This is a genomic window from Streptomyces sp. NPDC058525 (genome assembly GCF_042719495.1).
Lineage (GTDB): Bacteria > Actinomycetota > Actinomycetes > Streptomycetales > Streptomycetaceae > Streptomyces.
Window position 1 is genome coordinate 1 of sequence record NZ_JBHXNP010000121.1, and the last position, 26179, is coordinate 26179.

Sequence of the window (26179 nt, forward strand, 5' to 3'; positions counted from 1 at the left end):
GCGCCCGGGCGGGGGCGGCGGGGGGGGGGGGGTGCCCGGGGGGCCCGGGAGGCCGGGCGGGAGGGACGGCCCGGCATGAGGGACGGCCCGGCGGCGCGGGAGGCCCGGCGGGAGGGACGGCCCGGCGGGAGGGACGGCCCGGCGGCGCAGGAGGCCCGGCGGCGCGGGAGGCGGCGCGGGAGGCGGCGCGGGAGGCGGCGCGGGAGGCCGGGCGGGAGGCCGGGCGGGAGGCCGGGCGGGAGGCCGGGCGGGAGGCCGCGCGGGAGGCGGCGCGGGAGGCCGGGCGGGAGGGACGGCCCGGGGCCGTCAGGCGGTCAGCGTCCGAGCGTGTTCATCAGGACGATGGCCAGGAGGTTCAGCAGGATGACGGCGACGACCCCGCCGATCATGATCCAGGCACTGCGTGATTCGTCCATGCGTGCGAGTCGCCTCCCGGATCGGACGTGCCGCCTTGCGCGGGTGCGGCGGCCGTACGAAGGCACCGCCGCCCTCCGGCCATCATGGCCCGGTTCGGCGCGGAGCACAGTTCGGCAGCCGTCATCCGGTGGAGCCGTCCCCGGTGAGGGTCGCGGCGGCCGCGAAGAGGCGGGCGCAGCGCCGTGTCATGGCCGCCGGGGTCTGCTCCGGGTGCTTGACCCACCAGCGGACGAGGGTGGCGACCAGGTCCCGCCAGACGTACTTGAGCGCGTCGGCGTCGAGCGGGTCGGTGGATCCGGCCGCGCGCAGCAGTTCGGCGGTGCCGCCGGCGGCGAGCCTGTCGATGTCCGTCCAGTAGGCGGCGGCCCGGCGCGCGGCCTCGCCGCCGGGCGGCAGGGAGGTGTCGTACAGCACGAACCACGCCTCCCGCCGCCCTTCCAGCGCGGTGAAGATGCTGTCGAGCACGCGCAGCGGCGTGTGCGGCGTGGTGCCGTCGGGGCCCATGGCCGTGCGGATGCCCTCCAGGAGCCGGTCCCCGACGGGGACCAGGCAGGCGAGGTACAGCTCCTCCTTGGTCCCGAAGTACTGGTGCAGCAGCGTCTTGGTGACGCCGACGCGCGCGGCGATGGCGGGCAGGGAGGCGGCCGCGTAGCCGTGGGCGCCGAACTCCTCCGTGGCGGCCTCCAGCATCTGCTGCCGGCGGCGGTGCCGCGGGACTCCCTTGGTGCCGGCCTTCGAAGGGGAGGCCTGCGGGGTCGGTGGGGTTGCCATGAGCCGATATTATCAGTAGGTAATTTACCCCTAGGTAAATTACCTCGACCCCTGGAGCACCCATGGCCGGCACCACCGAGCAGCCGACGACCCGAACCCGCTCCTGGTGGGGCTGGGGCTGGGCGGACGCGCACCCCGACGACGCGGAGTGCACGGCGATGGGCGCCCTGCTCCCCGGCACCCTCAGCCGCCCGCTCCCGGTCCCCCGCGTCCGCGACCTGGGCATCGGGAGTCCCGCCGTCGAACCCCCGGAGAGCCTCGCCCGCCTGGTCACCTCGGATCCCGCGGACCGCGCCGCCCACGCCATGGGGAAGGCGTACCGGGACGTCGTACGGGCGCTGCACGGGCGCCCCGGCCGCATCCCCGACCTCGTCGCCCGGCCGGTGGACGAGCAGGGCGTGGCCGACCTGCTGGACTGGTCCGGGGACCGGCAGGTGGCCGTGGTCCCGTACGGCGGGGGCTCCTCGGTCGTCGGAGGCGTGGAGTACCGCGGCGACGCCCACCGGGCGGTGATGTCCCTCGACCTGACCGCCATGGGCCGGGTCCTGGAGGTCGACGCCGAGGGCCGGGCCGCGCGCATCCAGGCCGGCACCCTGGGGCCGAGCCTGGAGGACCAGCTGCGGCCCCACGGCCTGACCCTGCGGCACTTCCCGCAGAGCTTCGAGTTCTCCACCCTCGGGGGCTGGCTCGCCACGCGGGCCGGCGGCCACTACGCCACCGGGCGCACGCACATCGACGACTTCGTGCAGTCGATGCGCGTGGTCACCCCGGCCGGTACGAGCGCGTCCTGGCGGCTGCCGGCCTCCGGGGCGGGCCCGTCCCCCGACCGCCTGTTCCTGGGCTCCGAAGGGGCCCTCGGCGTCATCACCGAGGCCTGGGTCCGGCTGCAGGAGCGCCCGCGCCACAAGGCGTCGGCCGCGGTCGCCTTCACCGGTTTCCACGACGCGCTGCGGGCGGTGCGCGCGATCGCGCAGTCCGACCTCGCCCCCGCCAACTGCCGTCTGCTGGACGCCGGTGAGGCCGCGCTGTCCGGCGCGGCGCGGGACGGCAGCGCCGTGCTGGTGCTGGGCTTCGAGTCCGCGGACGAGCCGGTGACCGCCCGGCTCGAACGGGCCGTCGGGCTGGCCCGCTCGTACGGCGGCCGGTACGACGGGGCCGACCGCCCGGCGGGGGCTCCGGCCGGCGGGGGTGACGGCTCGGGAGCCGGCGGGGGCGACGGAGCCGCCGGGGCCGGCGGCGGTGACGCGGCCGTGCGCGCCTGGCGTTCGGCGTTCCTGCGGATGCCGTACCTGCGGGACGGCCTGGCCAGGATGGGCGCCGTCGCGGAGACCTTCGAAACGGCGGCGACCTGGGACAGGATCCCCGGCCTGATCGACGCGGTGCGCACCGAGGTCGGCGCTGCGGCGCTCAAGGCCACCGGGCACCCGGGGATGGTCAACTGCCGTCTGACGCACGTGTATCCGGATGGCGCGGCACCCTATTTCACCGTGCTCGCCGCCGGGCGGGCCGGGGACGAGGTCGCGCTCTGGGACGACCTCAAGGCCGTCGCGGGCGAGGTCCTGCACCGCCACCGGGCCACGATCACCCACCACCACGCCGTCGGCCGCGACCACCGCCCGGGCTACGACCTCCAGCGCCCCGAGCCCTTCGCGCTCGCCCTGCGGGCCGCGAAGGGAGCCCTCGACCCCCGGGGCATCCTCAACCCCGGCGTGCTCGTGGACTGACCGGTCGGCTGGGCGGGTTACCGCAGGACGGCCCGGGCGGCCCGGGCGGCCCTGCGGTGCTCGGAGGCCGCGGCCGGATCCGTCTCGTCGAGGAGGACCGCGATGCCCTCGTGGGCCAGGGCCTCCTCGTTCCGGTATCCCAGCCTCGGGGCCAGCTCCAGCGCCTGCCGGTGCAGCCGCAGGGCTTCCCCGGGCAGGCCGGCGAGCCGGCAGGTCTCGGCGTAGCCGTTGAGGAAGCGGATCTTCCAGTGCTCCTCGAACAGCTCGTCCAGCAGCGCGAACGCCGCGCGGTGGCTCGCCAGCGCCTCCTCGTACCGGCCCATCTGCCGCAGTGCGACGCCCAGGCAGTTGAGGCACCAGGCCTCGTTGTTCATGTGCCGGTCCTCGCGGGCCAGCGCCAGCGCCCGGTGCAGGTGCTCCGCCGCCTCCTCGGGCGCCTCGCCCGCGATGGCCATGCCGAGGGTGATCCGGGCGGTCAGCTTCGGCGGCCACGCGGGGTCGGCGTGCGGAATCTCCAGCACCGCGCGGGCCCGGCGCGCGGCCCGCTCCCGGTCGCCGAGCTGCAGCATCGCCCAGGCCTCCGAGGCGGCCGCGTGGGCCGCTCCGGCGGGGCAGTCCGCCTGCTCGTACAACGCACCGGCCCGGCCGAAGAGTTCCAGCGGCTCCTCGGCACCGCCCTCGTCCCACCGCAGGTACCCGCGGCGCATGGCCAGCTCGGCCTCGGCGCGCAGGTCCCCCGTCTCGGACACCCGCAGCCCGGCCGCCTCGTAGGCGGCCGCTGCGTCCGCCATCCGGCCCGCGTTGTAGCGGGCGAAGCCCAGGTCGCTGTAGGCCTCGGCCAGTTGCCGCGGATCGCCCAGGCGCTCCGCGGCAGCCAGGGAACGCTCGAAGAGGTGGTTGAGGTGCGTCGTGCCGCAGCGCCGCGCGAAGTAGCCGCGCAGGAACCGCGGCAGCTCGCACACGTGCAGATCGGCGCCTACGGCGACGGCCGTCTCGAAGGCCGCGATCATCGACTCGTACTCCGCGACGAGCCAGGCGCAGGCCGCGTTCTTGTCCGTGAACGGCGGCAGCTCGGCCGGGACCCGGCCCGCGGAGGGCGGCCGGCCGGGTGACAGGACCGGCATCGCGGCGTCCGCGGCGGCGGCCGCGTGCACGTAGTAGTCGAGGAAGCGGCCCAGGGCCCGCTCCCGTTCGGCGGGCGGGTCCTGCTCCGCGCAGGCCCGGCGGGCGTGCTGGTGCACCAGGTCGTGCAGCCGGTAGCGGCCGGCCGTCGGCTGCTGGACGAGGTGGGCGTCGACCAGGTCCTCCAGCATCGCCCGGGCGCCGTGCAGCGGGACGTCCGCCAGCGCCGCCGCGAGGTACTCGTCGAAGGACCCGCCGGGCAGCAGACCCAGCAGGCGGAAGAGGCGGGCGTGGGCCCGGTCCAGCTGTCTGACGGACATGGCGAACGCGGTGTCGAACTCGCTCGCGCCCTGCGCCAGCCGCTCCACGAGGATGCCCACGGTCCAGCCCGGCCGGTGCCGCAGCCGGGCCGCGGCCAGCCGCAGGGCCAGCGGCAGGTGGCCGCACAGCCGCAGCACCTCAGCGGCCGACTCCGGTTCGCGGGCCAGCCGGCCCTCGGGGCCCCCGGAGTCGCCGCTGGCCCGGGCCAGCAGGTCCGCGCTCTCCCGCGGGCTGAGCACGTCCAGCGACACCGGCGGCACCTCGTCCAGGCCCAGCAGCCGGTTGCGGCTCGTGATCAGCACGACGGAGGGGCCCGCACCGGGCAGCAGCGGGCGGACCTGGCCGGCGTCGGCCGCGTTGTCGAGGACCACGACGGCCCGTCGCCCGGCCAGCTCCGCCCGCCAGCAGGCGGCCAGCTGCTCGACGCCCTCCTGCGGGACCCGCTCGGACGGCACGCCGAGCGCACCGAGGAGCATCCGCAGCGCGGAGTCGGGGTCGAGCGGTTCCCGGCCCTCGGTGAAGCCGTGCAGGTCCACGTAGAGCTGGGCGTCCGGGTAGTCGCCGGCGAGCCGGTGCGCGGCGTGCACCGCCAGGCAGGTCTTGCCGACGCCCGCCATGCCGTCGACGGCGACCGCCCGGTGGCTGTCCACCGCGGCGAGCACGGCGGCGAGCCCGGCCTCGCGCCCGGTGAAGTCGGGTGCGTCGCGCGGCAGGTCGTTGCGGGGCCTCGGGTGGACCTGGCGGCCGGCCTTGGGGGGCGCGGGCAGCGGGTTCGAGGACCGTTCCCACAGGGGGCGCAGCGGGCGGGGGTCGCGCTTGACGAGGCGGCAGAGGGAGACCACTGCGGGCCAGGGCGGCACGGTCTGGCCGCTGAGGTACCGCGACAGCGAGGAGGAGCTGAGTCCGGCGTCGCGTGCGAGGGCCCGTACGCCGAGCCCGGACAGCTCCTGGATCAGGCGCAGCCGTGCGGCGAGCTCGTCCTGCGGGTCGTCCTTGGCCGTCCGCTGTTCCATCCGCACCGCTCCCCCGCGTCTCCCCGGCGTCCGTGTCCCGCTCCGCGAGGAGTATTCAGGGCCAAGTCGGCGCTGGTCAAGGCTGGTTCGGCTGTCCCAGGGCGTCCCATCGCCGTCGTCACGGGAGGCCGTGGCGGCTGTCATGGAGTCACGCCCCGGGAGAACGGGGCACCGCTCCGGAAGAGAGAAGAACCGATGCGTTCTCGTATGCAGAACCCCGCCGTCGTCCTGTCCGACGCGATGCAGCCCATCCAGGCGCTCTTCAAGGCCGTGCACTCCGGCGGCGTGGACGGGCAGACGCTGGAGCTCGTGCACCTGCGGGTCAGCCAGATCAACGGGTGCAGCGCCTGCGTCGACGGCGGCGCCAAGACGGCCCGCGCGGCCGGAGTCAGCGACGAGCGGCTGGCCACGGTCGCCGCCTGGCGCGAGGCCCCGTACTTCACCGACGAGGAGCGGGCGGCCCTCACGCTGGCCGAGGCGGCGACGCGGCTGGCCGACCGTCCCGACGCGGTGAGCGACGAGGTCTGGGACACGGCCGCCACCTACTTCGACGAGAAGCAGCTGGCCGCGATCGTCCTGATGATCGGCGTCACCAACCTGTTCAACCGGCTCAACGCCACGACCCGTCAGATCGCCGGCGCGTGGGGGTGACCTGCCCCGGCCGGCACGGCTGACACGGCCGACACGGCCGGTCACTCCAACTCGCAATGCCCAGGAGGAGATCCACCATGAACGACACCCGGAAGCCCGCCCAGCGCACCGCCGCGACCGCCCGGACCTCGCAGGGGTTCACGGACGAGGCCGAGGAGGAGGCCGCCGTACTCGCGAAGATCGCCGAGATGACCGACTCCGACCGGACCATGGCCGAGCGGCTGCACGCGATCGTCAAGGCCGGCGCACCGGGCCTCGCGCCCAAGCTCTGGTACGGGATCGCCTGAGACGGCCGCGGCGCCGCCCCGCACAGCCCCCGAGCCCCGGACGGTCCCGGCCGGGGCACCGTACGGACAGAACGGACGGAACGCGTATGACGATCCGGGTGTGGGACTACCTCCACGGGCCGCCCAGAGCCTGAAGGACTCGGCCTGACCGGACTGACCGGCCCGGCCGGGCGCACCGGGCCCGGCCCGCTCCCCCGCCGCCGCCGTCACGGGGAGCCGAGCCGGGCCAGCGCCGCCGTGGTCAGGGCGCGGACGCCCGCGGGCAGGGCGGTGCGGACGTCGGGGGCGAAGTCGGGGGCGTGGTTGGCGGGCAGCGCGGCCAGCTTCTCGGCCGCCGTCGTGCCGGGCGCCCGGGACCAGGCGGCCGGGCCGGCCGTGCCCAGCATCCAGTAGCCGAGCCGGATGCCCCGCTCGCCGTGCACCTCCAGGCCCGCGTCGCCGAACAGGGCGAAGTCCTCCGTGGCGAGCGAGGGCGGCCACATCGCCACCCGCTCGGCGCCGAACTCGGCCGCGTGCGCCTCCCGTACCGCCGCGGTCAGCCCCGGGTCGGGGTGGGTGACGGGCGAGGCGGACAGCCGGTCGATCTCCGGCTCCCGGGGGCAGGCCGCCGCGGCGCACTCGGCGCGCACGATCCGCTCCACGGCCGCGGCCGCCCGGGCCAGCGAGGCTTCGCTGACCGCCCGTACGGTGAGGGCCAGTTCGGCGCGGTCCGGGATGACGTTCGCCCGGTCTCCGGCCCGGAACGAGCCGACCGTCACCGCCACCTGCTCCGCCGGGGCGGCTTCCCGCGCCACGACCGTCTGGAGCCGGGTCACCACGTGGGCGGCGGCCACCACCGGGTCCACGGCGAGGTGCGGGGCGCCGGCGTGCCCGCCGCGGCCGTGCACCACCACCCGGAAGGTGACGCTGCCGGCCGTCATGGGCCCGTACCCGTGCGCGACCATCCCGGCGGGCAGCGGGGCGGCGTGCTGGGCCAGTACGTCGTCGGGGCGGCCGCACCGCCGGTAGAGGCCGTCGGCCAGCATGGCCCGGGCCCCTTCGAGGGTCTCCTCGGCGGGCTGTCCGGCCACCACGAGGGTGCCGCGCCAGGCCTCCGGCGCCCCGGCCAGCAGTGCGGCGGTGCCCGCCGCCGCGGCCAGGTGCAGATCGTGGCCGCAGGCGTGCGCCGCCTCGCCGTCGGCCGCGTACGGCAGCCCGCTGGTCTCCCGCACGGGCAGCGCGTCGAGTTCGGCCCGCAGCAGGACCGTGGGCCCGTCGCCGTTGCGCAGCACCCCGGCCACTCCGTGTCCGCCGATGCCGTGCGTGGTCGCGTACCCCGCCGATTCCAGCCGTGCGGCGAAGCGGTCGGCCGTGCGCCGTTCCGCTCCCGACAGCTCGGGATCCCGGTGCAGTTCCAGGTAGAAGGTGGTCAGGTCGCGCAGGTGCGCGTCCAGTCGGGCGAGCGCCGCGGGTGCGTGAGCGGTCATGCCGCCATGATCCGCCCCCGCGGCGGGAGCGGGAACGGCAGGGCGCTGTCACCTCGTGTCAGTGGAGTGTCAGCGGCTCGGGGGGTCGGGTGACGGCGCGACCGGTTCTGATGGGTGCAGGCGCCGACAGCCCGGTGCCGGCCCCGCCCAGAAGGAGTCATCATGGAGAAGTCGCCTCTCGCCTCGCTCGCGGACGAGATCCTGGAGCTCGAGTCGGAGACCTTCGAGATCTCCGACTACTCGGACGCCAGCGAGGTCGTGCTCGCCGGTTCCACGAGCTGCAGCTCCACCTCGACCTGTTCTTCCACCACCAGCACCACCTCCTGCTCCGCCTGACCCGTTCAGAGCGCGCACACCGGTGCCCCGGCCCTCGCCCGTGCGAGGGCCGGGGCATCCGGCGTGTGCGGTGCGGCTCCTACGGGAACGGGTGCGGGACCATGCGGATGCCGTCGGCGGTGAGGTCGGCCTCGCGCAGCCCCGCCCGGCGCGGCGCGGTCCGCAGCCGGGGCAGGTGGGGGGCGCGCTGCCGGGACCAGCCGAAGTCGATCGGCAGCAGGCCCGGCACCACGGCGCAGACCGTGCGCAGTCCGATCCGGCGCTGCTCCGGGGTGGTCTGGTCGACGACGATCACATCGTGCCCGGCCGTCACCAACTCGTCGACGCAGCAGCGCAGATCGTCCCGCAGGTCGCCGGTGCGCGGGCGCCCGTGCTCCGTCCAGGACCGGTAGACGTCGTCCATCGCGCGCACGGCCGTCGGTTCGCGGTAGGGCCGTACGTGCTCGGCCATCGCCGGCAGCCCGTACAGCTGGGCGTGGTCCTTCAGGTGCCGTACGAGGCCGAAGTCCGCTGCCATCGCCTCCAGTTCGTCCCGTCGTTCCTCGACCTGGCGGGGCAGGTGCGGTATGTAGGTGAGCACTTCCGACAGCGCCGCCTCCACCGCCCGCGCCGGATCGAGCGCGGCTCCGGCGCCGAAGGAGAACAGTCCCGGGCCGCCGTCCCGCCGCACCGCGAGCCCGGTCACCACCGGTACCGCCAGGTCGATGCGGTTGTCGAAGGCGTGCACGTCGTACCCCTGGAGCGCCGCCCGATCGGCCATGGTGCGCACCGCCGTGCCCGGCACCGTCGACAGGTCGATCTCGGTCAGCGGCAGTCCGGCGTACCAGGCGATCAGGAACGCGTCGCGCTCGACGAGTTCGAGGAGCGCGCCGAGCAGTGCCTCCTCGAGGCAGCTGCCGATGGCGCAGCCGTTGGAGCACTCGAAGACGAAGTTGTCGGCGGCGAGCCCGGCGCTGTAGTACACGAGCCGGGCGGGGACCAGGACGGGACGGTCGTCGCGCAGCGAGTGCCCGTACACCCACGGGATGGGCCGGTCCGGGTCGAAGGGTGAGACGAGGGGGTCGTCGCGGTAGGTCTCGGGGGCGTAGAGGCCGCACGCGGCCGGGTCCAGGGCCCGTTCGCCGAGCTCGGTGTACGAGGCGGTGAGCGGCGCGTCGCCGGTGCGGCTGTGGGTTCCGGCGTACCGTTCCAGTCCCTCGAGGTGGGCGAGGTCGCGGCTGGCGGCGAAGCTGTTGGCCTGTCCGCTCCACGTGACGTCCGTCAGTCCCGCGTACCCGCGCATGAAGACGGTGCCGGCGACCGGGGCGGTGGTCGGCGAGGTGACGTTGAGCCAGGTGCCGCCGCCGAGCACCCCGGTCACCGGGTTGGCCAGCGCCGTGTAGGGCATCGGGTACGAGGACGCGGCCCGCAGCCGCTGCGCGCCGGGGTCGGGCTTGGGCCGGGACTCGGGGGCGAAGGGGCGCGGTGTGTCGGTGCCCCGCGGGCCGCAGTCCGGGCAGAGCGGGTCGGCCAGCAGCGGGTAGGTGCGGATCCGCAGCGTCTCCAGGTCCAGCCGGGACACCTGGGGCAGGGCCCGGTCGGCCTCCGGTCCGGCCGGTGCGGTGACCCGGCCGCCGTGGACGGCTTCGTGCAGGGCGTACACGGCGTCGTGTGCGTACGGGGACAGCCGCGGCCATTCGGGTCCGGTGGGCGTGCCCGGTCCGCTGCCGGTCTCCAGCGCGTCGCGCTCGCTGCGGCTGCGCAGCCGCTGGCGGCGCATGGCCAGGCACTGGCCGCAGGCCGGCGCCGTGCCGTCGCCGCCCCACGGGCCGATGAGCACCTCCCGCGCGGTGAGGTGCACGGTCGCGCCGGGCCGGACCGCCGCGAACGGGTCGGCGGAGCGCGGCCCGAGGGCGTCGTGCACGCCCAGGGTCACCACGGTGGCGCCGAGCGGCTCCAGTGCCCGGGCGAGGCCGCGCCGGGCGGCTTCCAGGGGCGTCCCGTCGGGGGCGAGGGGGCGCAGCGGGGTCGTGGTCATGTCCGGTTGCTCCAACGGAAGGTCTTCAGGCCGATCGCGCCGAAGAGGAGGGCGAAGCCGAACAGGGCCGCGCAGCCGGTCCAGATGGCGGAGAGGGATCCGCTGCCGGTCAGGGCGCCGGTCGCGGCGTCGTTCAGGTAGCGCAGGGGCAGCACCCGGGAGACGGACTGGAGCCACGACGGCATCATGTCCAGCGGGAGGAACGAGCCGGACAGGAACGCCATGGGCACCATGAGGCAGTTCGCGATGGCGGCGACGGCCTCGGGGGTGTTGGCGTAGGTGCCGACGATCACGCCGATGGCGAGGAACGCGGTGATGCCGAGCACGAGGGCGGGCAGTACCAGCGGCCAGCGCCCGTCCAGGACCAGGCCGAAGCCGGGCAGCATCGCCACCGCGACGAACACGGCCGCCTGCACCACGCCGATGGCCAGGGCCAGGACGTACCGGGAGGCGAGGACGGTCGTCAGCGGGGTCGGCGTCAGCCGGATCAGCCGCAGCAGGTCGTCGCGCCGCCACTGCATCAGCGTGAACGCGATGCCGAAGACGGCCGCGTTGGCGACGCCCCACGACATCACCCCGGGGGCGATGTACGAGATGTAGGGGCGGCCAGTCTCCTCCACGTCCTGCCCGCTGAAGATCAGGCCGAAGACGATCAGGAAGAGCAGCGGGAAGGCGAAGGTGAAGAAGAGGGTGGCCTTGTCCCGGACCTGCGCCCGGTAGCCGGCGGCGGTCAGGGCCGTGTATGCGCTCATGCCTGGTACTCCGTCTGCGTGGTGGGGCCGGCCTGGGGGCCGGGGTGTGCGGCGCCGGTGAGTTCGAGGTAGACGTCCTCCAGCGTGGCCGTCCGGGTCATCACCCCGTCCAGCCCGGTGAGGGCGTCCACGGCCTGGAGCACCTTGCCCGGCACCGCGGTCTCCAGCACCAGCGAGCCGCCCTGGAGGGTGGCCCGGTCCACGCCGGGCAGTGCCGCGGCCTGATCGACGCCGAGCCGGCCCTCCGGCAGCAGCAGCCGGGCGGGCGCGCCGGCGGCGGTGACGAGGCGGTGCGGCGAGTCCAGGGCCGCCACCTTGCCGCCGACGAGGATCGCGACGCGGTCGCAGAGGGCCTCGGCCTCGTCGAGGTGGTGGGTGGTGTAGACGATCGTGCGGCCTTCGCTCTTCAGGGCGCGCAGCACCTCCCACAGGTCGCGGCGGGCCTGCGGGTCGAGGGCGGCCGTCGGCTCGTCCAGGAAGATCAGCTCGGGGCTGTGGACGAGGGCGGAGGCGATGGCCAGGCGCTGGCGCTGGCCGCCGGAGAGGTTCTCGACCAGGACGTCGCGCTGCTCGGTGAGTCCGACGCTCTCCAGCGTGCGGTCCGCGGCCGCCGGGTCGCGGCGGTACAGGCCCGCGACCGTGACGAGGTGCTCGCGCGCGCTCTGCCGTACGAAGAACGCCGAGGCCTGGGTCTGCACGCCCATCCGGGGCAGCAGGGCGGTGTTGCGCGGCCAGGGGCTCTGGCCGAGGACGCGGACGGTGCCCCCGTCGGCCTGCCGCAGGCCTTCCATGATCTCGATGAGGGTGGTCTTGCCGGCGCCGTTGGGGCCGAGCAGTCCGAAGAACTCGCCGCGCTGCACGTCGAGGGAGACCCCGTCCACCGCCCGGCGGTCGCCGTAGCGTTTGTGCACGTCCTGGACGGAGATGGCCGGGGCGTCGGGCGGCTGGGTGCTGTCAGTTGTCATGGGTCGTGCGTCCCTCTGTGTCTGTCGTGCCTGTCTTCGGACCGGTCGTCTCGCCGGTCCTGCGGGTGGTGCGGGTCGTGGGGTCAGGTGGTGGCGTACCAGACGGCTCCGGCGAGGCCGGCCGCCAGCAGCAGGACGAGTACGGCGGAGCCGACGCCGTATCCGAGGTAGAGCCGGCGGGCCCGCGGCGGGTACGCGGCGGCGGCCTTCCGGTCGCGCATCCGCAGCCTCAGGTACCCCGAACTGGCGGGCGCCAGCCGTGTCACGCGCAGGCCGTGGCCGAGCATCGTGTAGCCGTCCAGCGGGGGCAGCGGGAGCAGGTTGACGAGGGCCTGCGCGCTGCCGAGGAGCAGGAGCGCGGCGAGGACCCGCCGGGTGGGGTCGCCTTCGGGCAGCGCGGCCCACCAGCCGAAGAACGGCAGCAGGAACAGCAGGTTGGCGAAGGCGCCTGCGGCGGCGACCGCGAGCTGGTGCCGACGCCGTTGCAGGAAGCGGTAGTTGTCGACGGTGCAGTACATGATGGCGACGGGCAGCCGCCACCGCAGCCCGATCTCCCCGACCGTGCCGCCGACATGGCGGGCCGCGATGCCGTGCGCGAACTCGTGCAGGGCCGTGCTCAGCCACATCAGCGTGGCGACCGCCATCAGCGGCGCCGGTTGGAGCAGCAGCCATCCGAAGGCGGCGGCGAGTTCGGGCAGGGACGCGGCGAGCACGGACTCCATGGCCAGGCAGCCGAGCAGCAGGGCGCCGAGCACCACGGGGTGCAGCAGCGGGCGCAGCGCGCGGTGCAACCGGGCCGTGGTGGCGTCGGCGTCCGCGACCAGGCGCAGCGTGCCGCGGGCCAGGGTGCCGTCCAGCGGCCGGCCGCGCGGCGCGGGCGCGGGCGGCGGCGGGCCGCCGGCGAGCAGCCGGCGGCTGCCGAGCAGGGCGAGCAGCTGCTGCCAGTTACCCTCGCCGAGCCGCCGCCCGAAGGCGTGCGCGTACTCGGTGCCGATGTCCGCCAGGCTGCGGGAGCCGTCGAGCCGGGAGACGAGGAAGAACTCCTTGGGCCCGATCTCGAACGACGCTCCGGACACCGGGTCCTTGACCAGGTGGACGGTCGCCGGCCCGTCGAGCAGCGGCGCGGACAGCAGGACCTCCGGCCGCAGGGCGGGCCGGTGGCCGAGCAGCCCGGCGGGGCCCGGCGCGGGAGGGGAGCCGGTCACGGGCCGACCGCCGCGCCCCCGGCCGGGACCTCGCCCTCGCGCAGTACCCGGCCCAGCAGATGGGCCAGGTAGGCCTCGTCGCGGATGGTGACGTGCAGCCGGTTGTTGGTCATGTGCATGTACGGGGAGAGCAGCAGGGGCAGGGCCTCGGCGGGATCCGTGACCTGCTCGTCGCGGGTGCCGTCCCAGGAGCGGAAGACCAGGTCCCCGGCGGCGGCGAGCGTCTCGGCGCGCTCGCGCAGCTCCCGGCAGTGCTCGGCCCACCCGGCGAGGAAGGCCGGGAGCCGGCCGGTCTCCCCGGAGGCGAGCGCCTCGCGTACGGCGGCGAAGCGGCGGCCGAGTCCCGGTGCGGTCTGCCCGTAGGTCCGGTCGTACTCCTCGGATCCGATGAACCCGGTGCCGGGAAAGGCCCGGTGCCAGAAGTCGTAGTACCGGTCGAGATATCCGGCGAGTTCCTCGCGCTCGGGCAGGAAGACGCCCGACATGACCATCATCAGCTGGGCGGAGGTGCCCAGCAGTACGGTCCGCAGGTGCAGGTTCATGCGGTGCAGGGCGTCGATGACCAGATCGCTGGAGCGGGCGAAATGCCATTCGGCGAGTTCGACGCCCGCGGGGCCGCCGTACTTTCCGTATTCGGGCTCGTAGGGTTCCCGGGAATACGAATTGTTCGGCCGCAGGTTCATCCGGCCGTCGGGGCCCATGAAGGCGGCCCGGTCGCCCTCGGGGAACTCGATGTCGAAGAGCGTGTTGTAGAACTCGTTGAGGAATCCGGAATCGACCTCGTACAGGGCCGGGCGGGCCTTGAGGAACGCGGCGACGGCCTCTTCGGCGCGGCGCCGCACCTCGGGCCCGGCCTCGGGCGTGGCCGGGCGCAGCCGCAGCCGCACGTGCGGGCCCTCCAGCCAGTAGTTGATGAAGAAGTGCCCGGCGAGCAGCCCGTCGGCGGTGAGCCCGGCGATCAGCGGCCGGACGCACTGCACCAGCAGGGGCTGCGGGTTGGCGGCGTAGAAGACGTGCAGGGCCTGCCAGTCGCCGCGGGTCCGGTCCGGTGCTCCGGTGGACGGGGTCAGCTCGGACATCGGGTGCCGCCTTCCTGGTCTGTCTTGGTGTGCCGGTCTCGGACGGTCGTGGTGAAGGTCTCGACGGCCAGTTCGGCGACGTGCGCGCCGCGCGCCGAGCGCACGTGCAGGCCGGCGGGGTCGGGGAGCATCTCGCGGAAGACGACCCGGTGCGCGGGATCGCGCAGCAGCGTCTCGAACGCCGCGAGGGAGAGGAGGCTCGCGAAGTCGACGTACTGCGGTTTGGCCCCGGCGGCCGAGTGGCCCGCCGACACGGTCGCGAACACCTGCTCCGGCAGGCCATGGGTGCGCCGCCAGCGCTGCCAGTCGAGGAAGTGCCCGGCCTCCTGGGCCCCCTGGACGGGCAGGTGGCCCGCGGTGGTGGTCCAGCTGCGGCGGCTGAGCACCACGTCGCCGTGGACCACCCGGGGCCGTGTGGTGACGTGCTGGCGCTCCTCGCCCTCGGGTACGCCCGCCCACACGTCGAGCGGCGACATCGACGACGGGGACAGCAGCAGGAGCGTGCGCGGGATCGCGGGCAGCGCGAGCGGCACCAGGTAGCCGAGGTAGACGGGGATCACCTCGCAGCCCAGCCGGTGCGAGCGCAGGGTGACCCGGCCGGTCCGGGGGACGTGTTCGGCGTACAGGTCGTCCAGGTGCAGCCTGCGGTCCGGCGGGAGCGTGCCGCTCTCGCCGGGGCAGACGATCTCGTAGTCGGTCAGCCGCCCGTGCAGGTTGAGGTTGGTGGTGACCGGTCCGCCGGTGACCTCGGCGAAGACCGCGCCCGGCGGGCTCACCCGGCCCGCCGTGGCCCGCAGTTCCCCGGAGAGGGCGGCGTCCGGCCCGTCGTAGACGTGCGTGAAGCGGCTGAAGGGGAAGGACAGCCCGCCGTACGAGCGGTTCAGCACGGTCAGGGGGCGGCCGTCGGCGGGATCGCGGGCGAGCTGGAGGTGGTGGCAGCGGGGTGCGAACTCCGCTGCGACCGGCTCCAGTTCGGCGGCGACCGCGGCCAGGTCGGGCTCGTCGAGGCGCAGCACGGCCGGAGCGGCGTCCGGGGCGCCGGCGGCCTCGTACGCCGTCCAGGCCTGCCGCATCCGCCCGATGAACTCCCGGCGCGCCGCGTCCACGGCCCGGATGCCCGGCAGGCCCAGCCAGTTCTCCTCCGGCAGGTATTCGCCGCGCTCGTCGAAGGGTTTGCGCCGGGCGGTGAACGACAGGTACTGGTCGAAGAAATCCTCGTGGAAGTCGTGCACCAGCCCCAGCAGGTCCTCGCAGCGGCCGCCGGCGCCGTACCGCGCGGTGAAGAACCCTTCGAAGGTGATCCGCTGGGTCAGCGTGAGGTCGAAGGCGGGCAGGATCCGCTCGACCGAGCGCAGCGCCGTCCAGTCCCGCGGCGGGCAGGGCAGGTCGCGGCCTACGCTCACGTCCTCGTACAGCAGGGTCTGCGGCAGGGCCGCGTCCGGTGCGCCGAGCTCCTCCTGGGCCCGGTGCAGTCCGGTGCGCAGCACGCGCAGCAGCCCGGCGCGTTCCGCGGGGCCCGCCTCCGGGTAGCCGGCGAGGGCCGCGGCGGGTGCGTCGAGCAGGGCGGCGAGCCGGTCGGCCCAGGGCCGCTCCAGCAGGGCCAGCGACTGCTGGAAGGAGCGCAGCGGGTCGGTGCTGTGCACCTCGGTGTCCAGGCAGGGCACGCGCACCATGCCGAGCTGGAGGAGGGCCGAGATGTACGCCTCGCAGTCGGCGGGTTCGGCCGCGTGCTCGGCGGCCAGCCAGTCGGCGAGCTCGCGGTGGCGCAGCTCGGGCCGCTCGGCGAACAGGGCGAGGATGCGGTCGAGGGTGCCGCTGCGGCGCAGGAAGAACAGCCGGTCCTTGACCGCGTCGAAGGTGACGGCGGCCGCGTCGTCGCCCGCGGTGACCGAGCGGCGCACGTAGCGGATCCGGTCCTCCTCGTGGCCCCAGCCCGAGGCGAGGCGCAGCGGCAGGTCCCGGCGGCGCACGGGGTCGGCCAGGATCAGCTCCGCGAGCCGGGCCAGGACCACGACGTTGAGCCGTACGTGGCTGCTCCAGGCGTCGGCCACGCGGATCCCGCCGGGCGCTCCACCGTCGGCGCGGTCGGCGCCGTCGGTGCGGTCGGCGTGGTCGGTGTCGTCGGTGAAGCGGCCCGTCGCGACGCCGGTGAAGGTGCTGAACGGGCTCGTCTTGCAGGCCGTGCGGTACACGTACGACAGCACCGACCGCTCCGCCTTGCGGGCCCGCCCGTTCGGTACGCCCCCGGTGCGCGCGTAGCCGTCGAGCTGTCCTTCGAGGACCGGCGAGGCCAGCAGCAGGCCGAGCCGCAGCCGGTCGTCGGCGACCAGTTCCCGCAGGGCGGCCCGGTTGCGGGCCAGGTCCGCGGTGAGCAGCGCCGGGCCCTCGGCCAGCAGTTTGTCCAGCAGCCGGCGCCGGTGCAGCCAGCCGGCCAGCTGCTCGGCGGCGCCCTCGTCGACGGCGGCGACGGCCTCGACGGCCGTCTCCGTCGATGCGTCCGGCCGGCCCGGCAGCCGGCCGTTGTGGATCTGGCGGCGCAGCCGCAGCAGTGCGCGGCGCTGGGCCGCGCCCGGGCCGTCCGGGGCGGGGTCGGTGGCGCCGACGGCCGCGTGGAGCACGTCGCCCAGTCGCTCGGCGCCCTCGCGCAGTCCGGCCTCGGCGGTGAGGACGTCCCGGGCCCAGCGGCCGGTGTCGGCGGCGCGCAGATCGTCGACCGCGGACAGCGGGAGTCCCGCGACCCGCAGCATGAAGCGGTCTCCCGCGTGCCACTCGGTGGTGTTCATCGTCCCGCTCCCTTCAGGCTGTTTCGTGGCGGAAGTCGGCCGGCCGCGGGCGCTCCCGGCCCAGCAGCATGATCAGCAGAGGTGCCTCGTCGGTCCCGGTCAGCCCCAGCTCCTCGGCGTACGAGATGTTGTCGAAGCCGAGCGCCACGCCGGCGCCCAGTCCGAAGGCCGCGGCCGTGGTGTAGAAGGTCTGCGCGACGGCGCCGATGGTGCCGCCGACGAGGCGGTAGCCGCGGTCGCCCACGGCGTCCAGCACCGCGGTGGTGCGGACGGTCGGGACGAGCACCGCGCCGGCCTGCTCCAGGTTGTAGTTGGAGAGGAAGTAGTTGCGCTGGAGGAAGGGGCCGGGCGGGCCCGGTCGCACCAGGCGCAGGGTGTGCGCGGCCGGATCGTAGGCGTACGCGCCGGGGGCGACGCCCTCGACGTGGTTGACGAAGGCGTACAGCGCGGTGAGCGGCGGTCCGCCCGGGCGCTCGGCCTCCGTGCCGTAGCCGGTGGCCGCGCAGTCGGCGAGCGCGGCGGCGAGCTCCCCGGCCGTGACCGGGCGGGAGGCGTCGAACCGGCCGAAGCTGCTGCGGCGTTCGCGCAGGGCCCGCCCGGCCGCGGCGGGCGGCGGGGGCGGCGCCGGGAGCGGCAGCGGATCGGCGCCGCGCGGCGGGAACGCGGCGGCGGTGTCCAGCGCGCCGGGTGCCGGGCGGTCGGCGGCCCGGCCCGCGGTGGCCTCGTGGATGCGCAGCAGCGTCTCGAAGACGAGGACCCGGCGCGAGCGTTCGACGTCCCGGTGCCGGACGGCGGCGGCCTCAGGGGCGGTGGTGTGCGGGGCGGCGGTGCCAGGGGCTGCGGTGTGCGCGGTGGCGGTGTGTGCGGTGGCGGTGTGCGCGGTGGCGCCCTCCCCGGGGGCCGGCGCGCCCTCCCAGCTCAGCGGCACGACCGCGAAGACGCCCTCCTCCTCGGGGGCCACGCCCAGCAGCCGGGCCAGCCGGTCCTCGTCGAACCACAGCACCGGGTCGATCCGCAGCCCGTACTGCGCCGCCCACAGGCGCCAGGTCTGCACCAGTGCGCCCACGTCCATGCTCACGGCGTGGAAGGAGAAGCTGTTGTACTTGAACGCGTTCTGCCAGTACTTGACGCTGAGGACGAGGTACTGGGCGGCCTGCCCCGCCTCGCCCGCCGCGGCGCCGAGGGCCTCGCGGACCTGCCCGGTGACGTCTCCCGTGAGCAGGCGCCGCAGTCCGTGCTGGTGCGGCGCGTAGTGGTAGAGCCCGGGTGTCAGGGGCCCGCCCGGCCCGGCCGCCCAGTGGACGGCGACCGGGTAGAGCCCGCCGCCCGACGCGGTGCCCCGCGACCAGTTCGCGTGCGTGTAGTGCGGCAGCGCGGCCAGGTCGGTGTTGGCCTGGACCGCGAGGCGCCGTCCGGTCAGCCCGTACGAGTCCAGGAGCATCCCGGACAGCAGCGGCAGGGTGAATCCCGGCGCGGGCTGCCCCGGCAGCCCGGCCGGCGGAGCCGTCGGCAGCGGGAGGGTCTCGGCGGCCGGGTGGAACTTCGCCTTGCGGGGCCGGTCGGCCCAGTCGGGCACGAAGTCGACGGGCTCCATCGGCACCCGGCCGCGGTGCATGATCTCGTGGGCGTAGACATGGGCGTAGCCCATGGGTCCTCCTGCGTTCGGGTGGGACGCCGGTGGCGGCGGGGTCAGGGGAAGGGGTGGGGGGCCGGGTTCAGGTCGCCGGGCTCCAGCTCGCGCTCGCGCAGCCCGGCGGCGTGCAGGGCCGTCCGCATGCGGGGCATGCCGAGGGCCCGTTGCCGGGTCCAGCCGAAGTCGATGGGGAGCAGCCCGGGGACGAGCACGCTGACGGTGTGCAGGCCCAGGGCCCGCTGCTCGGGCATCGTCTGGTCGACGACCACGACGTCGAAGCCCTGCTCCGTCACCGCCGCCACGCACCGCTCCAGATCGGTGCGCACGTCCTCGGACGCGGTCTCGCCCCGCTCGTCGGGCCAGCGCAGTTCGGCCACGGTGCGCGGGCGTTGGCGGCCGTGGCCGGGGCCGGGGCCGCGCAGCAGGAAGTCCGCGTGCCGGCCCATCTCCGGGATCCCGTACACGAGCGGATGGTCGTGCAGCGCCGTGACCAGGCCGAAGTCGGCTGCCATGGCCCGCAGACGGGACTCGTCGCGCTCGGTGCGCCCGGGCAGGTTGACGGCGTCCGTGGCGATCTCGCAGAGCGCCGAGTCCAGGGCCGACTCCGGGTCGAGGCCGGCTCCCGCGCCGAAGCACATCCGGCCCGGGCCGCCGTCGAAGCGCTCGGCCACCGCCGTCACGACGGGGATCGGGAAGGTGATGCGGGTGTCGAAGAACCGGGCCCGGTAGCCGTACATCGCCAGCCGGTCGACCATCGCGCGGGTCGACGGCCGGGCGCTGCTCGCCGGGTCGATCTCGGGCAGCGGCTGGCGCCCGTACCAGGTGAGCAGGAAGGCGTCGCGTTCGACGACCTCCATCAGCCCGAAGTACACGGCCTCGACCTGACTCCCGCCCGAGGCACACCCGTTGGAGCTCTCCTGCACGAACCGGTTCTCGAGGCCCGGCGCGTGATAGTACGTCAGGATCTCGGGGACCAGGCGGGGCGCCCGGTCGCGCAGCGACCAGCCCCACACCCAGGCGATCTCCCGGTCCGGGTCGAAGGGGCGCACGCGCGGGTTCTCCCGGTGGAAGGCCTCGCTGTACAGGCCGACCTCGCGCGGGTCGACGGCGTCGGCGCCGAACTGTTTCAGCGAACCGGTGACACTCGTGGTCCGCGCCCGCGCCCGCATCCCCGCGTAGCGCTCCAGCCCCTCCAGCACCCCCACCCGCGCACTGCGCGCGAAGGAGTCCGTGTGGCCGCCCCAGAACGTTTCGCGCAGGTACTCGCCCGAACGCATCGAGAAGCAGCCGATGGTGGCGGAGGTGGAGGTGGAGGAGACGTCCTGGACCAGGGAGGGACCCAGCGCCCCGCACAGCGGGTTCGCGAAGGCCGCCACGTCGATCGCGTACGACTCGACCGGGCGGGTGCGGAAGACCCCGGGCCGGTACTTGGGCGCGGGCGCGAGCTCCGGTTCGGCTCCCTCGGCGGTGTCCCGGCCCGGGGCGCCGCACACCGGGCACTCGGGGTCGGGGACCAGCGGATACCGGCGAACGGAGCCCGACCGCAGGTCCAGCAGCCGGACCTCGGGGAAGCCGCCGCCGGGCACCGGGACGCCGGGCCGGGGCTCCTGGGCGGCCGTGATCAGGGCTGCCAGCGCCTCGGCGGCGAAGGCGTGCGCGTACGGCCAGTCGCCCGCGGCCCGTGTGCCGCCGCCCAGTTCCAGGGCGTCGCGCAGCGCGACCGACCGCACCGCCTGCCACCGGCGTTCCAGACACCGGGCGCAGCCGCCGGGCGGCCCCACGACCGCCTGGTGGCCGTACAGGTGCACGGGCACGGCCGAGCCGTCGCCGGCCTCGGGAGCGGGGCGGGTGAAGGCGTCCGCGAACCCGAGGACCGACAGCGTCACCCGGGGACCGCCGAGCACTCCGAGGGCGCGGTCCAGCAGTGCCGTGAAACGGGCCGCCGGGTCCGGCCCGAGCGCGGCGGCGAGCTCGGGACCGGCCGTCAGCGGAAGGGTGTCAGTGGTCATCGCCCGGCTCCTGGGCGGTGGTGAGCAGCACTCTGGCGGTGTGCAGTCCGGCCGAGGCCAGGTCCGCGGACCCGGTCGGGACGAGGTACGCGTCACGGCCCGCCGCCCGCAGCCGCTCCAGCACCTCGGACCAGCCGACGGCGTCCGGGCCCGCGTCCGCGGGCCCGGACGGGGCGGGTGCGGCATCCGCGGACGCGGTGAGCGTGCGGGCGTCGAGGTCCGGCAGCAGGGGATCGCCGGTGTCGGCCGGTCCGCCGGTAGCGGCGGCGTCCTGCTCGTACTGCGCGGCGCCCAGCAGGTCGCGCAGGGCGGCCGCCGTCGCCGTCCGCCGGTCCAGATCGGCGCCCACGGCCCAGCGCTCCCCCGCCCGGGCCAGCAGCACCTGCACTCCGGACCGCGCGCCCTCGCCGAGGTCGAGCAGCTCGACGGCGAGCCCGAGGCGCTCCGCCGACCGTACGAGGAAGACGAGTTCGGCGTCGCCCGTCCCGTCCGTCCCGTCCGCCCCGTCCGCCCTGTCCGTCCCGTCCGCCTCCGCCGCCCCGTCCGTCAGCGGTACGGGCGCGGCCGGGGTCCCGCGCACCGTGCGCAGCAGGGCGTCGTGGGCCAGGGCGGACAGCAGGCCCGCGGCGGCCGCGTCGGCGGGCGAGGGTCCGGCGCCGGAGCCGGCGCGGGTGCGCTCGAAGAGCAGGTCGGCGTTGTGCGGACCGAAGGGGCGGACCGCACCCGCGGGCACCAGCGCGGGCTCCTTCGTCACGAGCGAGACGGCCTGCTGCCAGGCGGCGGCCGCCCCCGGCAGACCGGAGGCGACGGTCAGCGAACCCTCCGCGACCGCCTCCGCGCCCCGGCCGGCCACGCCCCGTACGGGGACCACGTGCTCGGCGTAGACGAGGGCCGCGGCGTCCAGCGCCCGCATCCGCGCCCCGGCGACGTGGTGGACGTCGAAGGCCGCGATCGCCCGGGGGCCCGGGTGGCCGGTGCCGAGCTCGACCACGCTCAGCTTGAGGGGGATCTGGGTGAGCGGCTCGTCCGCGTAGCGCGTGAAGACACCGGTGTACGGACGGACGAGTGCGGAGCGCCGGTTCAGCTCCTCCACGAGGGCGTCCGCTTCGCGCGCGGTCTCCAGGGTGGGCAGCGCGGGCGCTCCGGACGTGCCCGCCGCGGCGAGGTCCACGGGCGCCACCTGCTCCCGCGCCTCCACCTCGCCCGGGGCGCAGAACGGGCACCGCGGGTGCGCGAGCAGCGGCTCCGCGGTGACGTCCAGAGAGGCCATGTCCTGCACGATCACCTGGCCCGCGGTCTCGGCGGGCAGGGCCCCCGAGGCCGCGCGGAAGACCTCGTACCCCAGGAGGTTGCCGATCATCGCGGCCAGCGGCCGCCCGGGCTCGGCGCCGGCCGCCTGAGGGCTGCCGGGCAGCGCGAGCGCGCTCCACAGCTCGGCCGCGGGCGCGGTGTCCCGGCCGGCCGCCGCACCGAGGCGGAGCGCGGCGCAGGCCCAGCAGCCGGGAGTGCCGTGCGTCATCAGCGGGCCGATCACGGCGTCGGCGCCGTAGGTCCAGGCGGGCAGCAGGGTGCGGCCGTCCGGGATGCCGGCGCGCAGCAGCGGCAGCAGCCGGGCGGGGGCGCCGCGGCCGCCGGTGACGACCACGAGGTCGTAGTCGGCCAGTTCGGACCAGGAGGGCTCGCGGCCGGCGGCAGGCGGCAGGACGCGCAGGTCGACCGGGCAGCCGTCGGCGACGGCTTCCGCGGCCTCCGCGTCGAGCTCCGGGGTGCCGGTACCGGCGGCGGGGGCGGTGCCGGTGCCGGTGCCGGAGGTCACGCCGATGACCGCGCAGCCGTTGCGTATGAGGCTCGACGCGCACCAGCGGGCCACGTCGTCCTCGCCGAGCACGGCCACCCGGGTCTCCCGGAAGCGCAGGAACCGCGCCTCGGCGTCGTCGGAGTAGTGGTCGGCGTAGGCGATCTGCGGGGCGTAGCGGCGGGCCACGTCCGGGGCCGGCGCGGGCTGCTCCCCGGCGGGCCCGGCGGGGGTGGTGACGGGCCGGGCGAAGTCCCGTTCGTACAGGGTCCGGACGAGTTCGCCGACCATCGTCCGCTGTGCTTCGCCGAGGCCCTGGCACAGGTCGGCGACCGTGTGCTCGCCGGTGAGGTGGGGGACGATCACCGTGGCGAACCGGTACGCGGACTTGGCCGTGAGGCGGAAGCCGCCGTCCGCGTTGTGGAACAGCACGCCGTCCGGCGTCTCGGTGAACAGCACGTCCCTGCGGATCCGGGGACGGGTCGCGGCAACGGCTTGGTAGCTGGCGTGAGCCATGGGAACACCCCTGGGTGCGGTCTGGGCGGGATCGGGGAGGAAGCCTGGAGCGGGGAGGGGAGGGAGAGGTGAGTGAGGGGAGGGAGAGGCGAGTGAGGCGAGGGAGGGAGGTGTGAGGGGGCTGGTGAGGCGGGTGGGGCGGGGGCGGGCGGGTCAGTGCGGTGCGGCCACGGCGGCCGTCGCGTGCGTCCGGACGTGCCAACGCGCGTAGATGCGGAGGAAGTCGTGGAGCCGGTAAGGACCGGGCGGCCCGTCCTCCAACAGCCCCGATTCCACGAGCTGTTCAAGGATCGACTCGCTCTCCTGCGCCGACAGGTCCTCGTCCGCTGCGTGCGCGCCCAGCCGCAGGAACGCCGCCCGCAGCTCCTCGGGCAGCGCGTCGAGCGCCTGCCCCAGTACGTCGGGCACCGAGAGCCGGGCCTCCTCCGCGAGGGCGAGGCGCGCGGGGGGATCCTCCGCGAGCCAGGCCGCGCAGTCCGCGACCGACAGACCGGGGCGGGTCAGCAGCCGTCCCGCGGCGATCCGCAGGGCGAGCGGGAAGTGCCCGCACACGGAGGCCAGTTCCCGGGCGGCGGCGGGCTCGGCCGCAATCCGCTCGGTGCCCACGAGCCCGGCGAGCAGCGCGTACGCCTCGGCGGACCGCAGTACGTCGAGCCGGTGCACGGCGCCGCCGTGCGTGGCGACGACGGCGGCCAGGCCGCGCCTGCTGGTGACGAGGACGGAGGCGCCCTCCGCCGCGGGCAGCAGCGGCAGCACCTGCCAGGCGCCGGCCGCGCCGTCCAGGACGATCAGCCGCCGACCCGCGCCGGGCTCCGGCAGCAGCCCGGCCGCCTCCTCGACGCCGACCGCGGTCCCGTCGGGCCCGGCCAGTTGGAGGGTGAACACCCCGCCGGGGAAGGAGTCCTGCACCTCGTGGGCGGTCTGGCGGGCCAGCGCCGACTTCCCGATGCCCGGCGCCCCCGAGACGACGACCAGGCGCGGTCCGTCGGCGGCGGTCAGCCGTGCGGCCATGGCCCTGCGGTCGCCCTCGCGCCCGGCGAAGGCGGGAACGGGCAGTACCGCGCGGGCCGGCCGGGCCGGGGCGGCGGGCAGTGCGGGGGCCTCGACGGCGGTCGCGGCCCGCGCGGTCAGCGCCCGCGGCGCGGGTTCGGGCGGGGCGGGGGTCAGGTCCTCGGCGCGCAGGATGGCCAGTTCCAGCCGGCGCAGTCCCGGGCCCGGGTCGATGCCCAGCTCGTCGCGCAGCCGGTCGCGTACGGTGCGGTATTCGGCGAGGGCCTCGGCCTGCCGTCCGGTGCGGTAGAGCGCCTCGATGAGCTGCTCGGTGAAGCGTTCGCGCACCGGGTGCCGGCGGGCGCTCTCGTACAGGTCGACCAGGACCTGATGGCAGTTCCCGGCGGCCAGTTCGAGGTCGCAGACCCGTTCCAGCACGCGCAGCCGCTCCTGTTCGAGGGCGGGCACCGCGTCCTGGTGGAGCATGCGCGAGGCGACGTTGGCGAGGGGCTGCCCCTGCCAGAGCGACAGCGCCTCCCGGAGCCGGTAGAGCTCCTCGCCCGGTCCGGCCGCCGTCCCGGCCTGGGCCGTGAGCGTCCGGAACAGTACGAGGTCGAGGGTCTCGGTGTCGTTGTGCATCCGGTATCCGCCGGGAACGGCCTCGATGGTGGTCGCGGATATGCCGTACTTCGCGAATAGCCGGCGCAGCCGCAGGACGCACGTCTGCAGTGCGGCGCGGGCCGTGGCGGGCGGTTCTTCGTCCCATACGGCGCGCAGCAGGTAGGCGGTGGACACCACGGTGCCGGGATGCAGCAGAAGTGCGGCGAGGAGACTGGTCGGCTTGGACGGTTTGAGAACGACGGTTTCAGGGCCGTGCGCAATGCTCAAGGGCCCCAGAAGCTGGAACCGGATGACTGATCCCCCGTGTCGGGACACCCATTCCCCCTGTAGGGAGCGTGGCGGGGGCGATGGTCTGCCGGTTCCGCAGGGCCCGTCACACGCCGGAAATAGTCCGGACCAAGCCCGCATTGCCGTTCCGCCCCCCGTTGGGCGGTGAATAACTGGAACACTACATAACGGATCTTGTGGAAGTCGAGCCAGAGGATGACCGATTTACCGCCCGTCGGCTTTTTCTCGCTTCTCCGTAACCTGGACGCTTCGAGGAGTTACCGCCGGTCCGTCAAAACCGTTCACCTGTAAACGAATTACGGCGCCGCGCCATCCAAGCACGATGTAGTGATCCAATTAAGGCATATATTCCGCCACTGATATGGCCGATCCTCGCCCCCGGGAGGACCGCCCGGAGGCTCACTCCAGCCGACGGGCCTCACCCTCGCCCACCGGCTCGCCCGCCCGGACGCCGTGCAGGACGTGGGCGAGCACTTCGGCGCCGCGCACGACGCGCGGTCCGGGGCGGTTGAAGTAGGCGGGGCCGTCCAGGACCCAGACCTCCCCGGCCCGGACGGCGGGCAGCTCGCCCCAGCCCGGGAGGGACGTCAGCAGGCCGAGCTCGCGCACGGTCCGCGCGGGCGGGAAGCCGCAGGGCAGCAGCAGGACCACGTCGGGGCGGGCGGCCCGGACCTCGTCCCACTCCATCGGCCTGGTGTGCTCGCCCGGCGCGGCGAGCAGCGCCTCGCCCCCCGCGCAGGCGATCTGCTCGGGCACCCAGTGCCCGGCGGGCCACAGCGGGTCGAGCCACTCGACGGCCACCACGCGGGGCCGGGCACGGCCCGCCGTCAGCCGCCGCACTTGCGCGAGCCGGGCGGCCAGCTCCTCCCGCCGCCGCTCGGCCCGCTCCCGTACGCCCAGCAGCTCCCCCACGGTGACCAGGCAGTCCAGTACGTCGCCGAGGGTGCGCGGCTCCAGGCTCAGCACGCGGGGTCCGGCGTCCAGTACGCGCACCGCACGCGAGACCCCCTCGTAGGACACCGCGCAGACGTCGCACAGGTCCTGGGTGAGCACGACCTCCGGTTCGAGCGCGGCGAGCGCCCCGGTGTCCAGGGTGTAGAGCGAGGAGCCCGAGTGCGCGGCCCCGCCCACGGCCTCGGAGATCTCCCTGCTGCTCAGCTCCTCCGCGGCGAACTCCGCCCTCGTGACGACGGGAACGGAGGCGACCGCCTCCGGCGGCCAGTCGCACTCATGGGTACGTCCGACCAGGTCGGCGGCGAGCCCGAGGTCCGCCACGATGTCCGTGGCCGCCGGGAGCAGGGAGACGATGCGCATGGGCCGACTCTAGGTCGTCTCTTTCGGATCTTGCCGGTTAAGCCCGCGTCGTCTGGCGCCGTGCATCGCAAGGCGGAGGGGCGCCCGAGTACTGGACGTACTTG

At 75.3% G+C, this 26179-nt stretch carries 18 protein-coding genes; 4 read left to right on the forward strand and 14 right to left on the reverse strand.

The window, feature by feature from the left end:
- Positions 1–537 precede the first annotated feature (537 nt).
- Positions 538–1188: a TetR/AcrR family transcriptional regulator gene (locus ACFWP3_RS36560; RefSeq protein WP_384229977.1), complete on the reverse strand. Its 651-nt coding sequence runs from the start codon at positions 1186–1188 to the stop codon at positions 538–540.
- 62 nt (positions 1189–1250) lie between these two features.
- Between ACFWP3_RS36560 and ACFWP3_RS36565 the strand changes: the two genes are divergently transcribed.
- Positions 1251–2912, forward strand: a complete 1662-nt coding sequence (locus tag ACFWP3_RS36565; protein WP_384229978.1) for an FAD-binding oxidoreductase — start codon at positions 1251–1253, stop codon at positions 2910–2912.
- 17 nt (positions 2913–2929) lie between these two features.
- Here ACFWP3_RS36565 and ACFWP3_RS36570 read toward each other — a convergent pair whose 3' ends face one another.
- Complete coding sequence (locus ACFWP3_RS36570) at positions 2930–5368, reverse strand: tetratricopeptide repeat protein (protein ID WP_384229980.1); 2439 nt, start codon at positions 5366–5368, stop codon at positions 2930–2932.
- 195 nt (positions 5369–5563) lie between these two features.
- On the opposite strand from ACFWP3_RS36570, the gene ACFWP3_RS36575 reads away from it, so the two are divergent.
- Complete coding sequence (locus ACFWP3_RS36575; RefSeq protein ID WP_384229983.1) at positions 5564–6019, forward strand: carboxymuconolactone decarboxylase family protein; 456 nt, start codon at positions 5564–5566, stop codon at positions 6017–6019.
- A gap of 77 nt (positions 6020–6096) precedes the next feature.
- Positions 6097–6306 (forward strand): hypothetical protein, encoded by a 210-nt coding sequence (locus tag ACFWP3_RS36580; protein WP_384229985.1) that lies wholly within the window; start codon positions 6097–6099, stop codon positions 6304–6306.
- 206 nt (positions 6307–6512) lie between these two features.
- Here ACFWP3_RS36580 and ACFWP3_RS36585 read toward each other — a convergent pair whose 3' ends face one another.
- Positions 6513–7772 carry an amidohydrolase gene (locus tag ACFWP3_RS36585; protein WP_384229987.1) on the reverse strand — a complete coding sequence of 420 codons (1260 nt, stop codon included), beginning with the start codon at positions 7770–7772 and terminating at the stop codon, positions 6513–6515.
- Between the two features lie 162 nt (positions 7773–7934).
- Between ACFWP3_RS36585 and ACFWP3_RS36590 the strand changes: the two genes are divergently transcribed.
- The gene (locus ACFWP3_RS36590) at positions 7935–8108 is read left to right on the forward strand and encodes a thiazolylpeptide-type bacteriocin (RefSeq protein WP_007268044.1); all 174 of its coding nucleotides are present in this window, start codon (positions 7935–7937) and stop codon (positions 8106–8108) included.
- A gap of 79 nt (positions 8109–8187) precedes the next feature.
- Here the strand turns inward: ACFWP3_RS36590 and ACFWP3_RS36595 are convergent, their stop codons facing one another.
- The 11 genes from ACFWP3_RS36595 to ACFWP3_RS36645 form a co-directional block, all read right to left on the reverse strand.
- Complete coding sequence (locus ACFWP3_RS36595) at positions 8188–10125, reverse strand: TOMM precursor leader peptide-binding protein (protein WP_384229991.1); 1938 nt, start codon at positions 10123–10125, stop codon at positions 8188–8190.
- Positions 10122–10877, reverse strand: coding sequence for an ABC transporter permease (locus ACFWP3_RS36600; RefSeq protein ID WP_384229993.1), 756 nt, complete (start codon positions 10875–10877; stop codon positions 10122–10124). The genes ACFWP3_RS36595 and ACFWP3_RS36600 overlap by 4 nt, the downstream gene beginning before the upstream one ends.
- Positions 10874–11842, reverse strand: coding sequence for an ABC transporter ATP-binding protein (locus ACFWP3_RS36605; RefSeq protein ID WP_384229996.1), 969 nt, complete (start codon positions 11840–11842; stop codon positions 10874–10876). The genes ACFWP3_RS36600 and ACFWP3_RS36605 overlap by 4 nt, the downstream gene beginning before the upstream one ends.
- 83 nt (positions 11843–11925) lie before the next feature.
- Positions 11926–13047: a peptidase M50 gene (locus ACFWP3_RS36610; protein WP_384229998.1), complete on the reverse strand. Its 1122-nt coding sequence runs from the start codon at positions 13045–13047 to the stop codon at positions 11926–11928.
- Positions 13044–14126: a lantibiotic dehydratase C-terminal domain-containing protein gene (locus ACFWP3_RS36615; RefSeq protein ID WP_384230001.1), complete on the reverse strand. Its 1083-nt coding sequence runs from the start codon at positions 14124–14126 to the stop codon at positions 13044–13046. The genes ACFWP3_RS36610 and ACFWP3_RS36615 overlap by 4 nt, the downstream gene beginning before the upstream one ends.
- Positions 14114–16909, reverse strand: coding sequence for a lantibiotic dehydratase (locus tag ACFWP3_RS36620; protein ID WP_384230004.1), 2796 nt, complete (start codon positions 16907–16909; stop codon positions 14114–14116). The genes ACFWP3_RS36615 and ACFWP3_RS36620 overlap by 13 nt, the downstream gene beginning before the upstream one ends.
- Before the next feature lie 13 nt (positions 16910–16922).
- A complete protein-coding gene (locus tag ACFWP3_RS36625) occupies positions 16923–18557 on the reverse strand; it encodes a SagB family peptide dehydrogenase (RefSeq protein WP_384230006.1) in 1635 nt (544 codons plus the stop codon).
- Between the two features lie 41 nt (positions 18558–18598).
- Positions 18599–20551, reverse strand: coding sequence for a TOMM precursor leader peptide-binding protein (locus tag ACFWP3_RS36630; RefSeq protein WP_384230009.1), 1953 nt, complete (start codon positions 20549–20551; stop codon positions 18599–18601).
- Positions 20541–22862: a TOMM precursor leader peptide-binding protein gene (locus ACFWP3_RS36635; RefSeq protein WP_384230011.1), complete on the reverse strand. Its 2322-nt coding sequence runs from the start codon at positions 22860–22862 to the stop codon at positions 20541–20543. The genes ACFWP3_RS36630 and ACFWP3_RS36635 overlap by 11 nt, the downstream gene beginning before the upstream one ends.
- Positions 22863–23015: 153 nt before the next feature.
- Complete coding sequence (locus ACFWP3_RS36640; RefSeq protein ID WP_384230014.1) at positions 23016–24740, reverse strand: BTAD domain-containing putative transcriptional regulator; 1725 nt, start codon at positions 24738–24740, stop codon at positions 23016–23018.
- A 420-nt stretch (positions 24741–25160) separates the two neighbouring features.
- Positions 25161–26075 (reverse strand): cobalamin-binding protein, encoded by a 915-nt coding sequence (locus ACFWP3_RS36645; protein WP_384230016.1) that lies wholly within the window; start codon positions 26073–26075, stop codon positions 25161–25163.
- Between the last annotated feature and the right edge of the window lie 104 nt (positions 26076–26179).